This is a genomic window from Butyricimonas hominis, from assembly GCF_014287455.1.
GTDB lineage: Bacteria > Bacteroidota > Bacteroidia > Bacteroidales > Marinifilaceae > Butyricimonas > Butyricimonas muris.
Map to the genome: position 1 here is coordinate 1 of NZ_JACOOH010000065.1, position 667 is coordinate 667.

A 667-nucleotide genomic window follows, 5' to 3' on the forward strand; every position below is an offset into this window, starting at 1 on the left:
AAAATCAAATAGGGAATGAAAAGACACATCTTTATAATGATGCTCTTTGCGCTGTGCCTGACCTCGTTTCAGGCACACGCACAAAGATACCTGCCGGGCATGAAAGGCTTGCAGGTCACGGCGGGCATGACGGACGGGGTGCATTGGAACGCGCAATGATTTTGCCTACCACATAGGGGCGGCGTACAGCGTTTACACCAAGAACGCCAACCGCTGGGTGATTGGCGGCGAATACCTGCACAAGAAGTATGACTACAAGGATATGAGAATACCAGTCGAACAGTTCACCGCAGAGGGCGGCTATTACCTGAAATTCCTATCGGACAGGCGAAAGACCTTTTTCCTTTCATTGGGCTTGTCGGCTCTCGCCGGGTACGAAACAAGCAACCGAAGCGAAAAGCTGCTGCCGGACGGCTCTACCTTGCTGGATAAGGACTGCTTCATTTACGGCGGTGCGCTGACGCTGGAACTGGAAACCTACCTGACCGACCGGGTGGCTCTGCTGTTGAACGCAAGGGAACGGGCGTTGTTCGGCTCGGACATCGGCAAGTTCCACACGCAGGTATCTTTGGGACTGAAATTCATTATCAACTGACCGCTATATAATAATGTATATGAAGAATGTAATGTATAAAATCATCATGGGCTGCTACATCGTGGCCGCCCT

The 667-nt window shown here is 51.3% G+C and carries 1 pseudogene; it reads left to right on the forward strand.

The window, feature by feature from the left end:
• Positions 1 to 15: 15 nt before the first annotated feature.
• Positions 16 to 595 (forward strand): annotated as a pseudogene (locus tag H8S64_RS22260) (conjugal transfer protein TraO).
• The last annotated feature ends 72 nt before the right edge of the window (positions 596 to 667 follow it).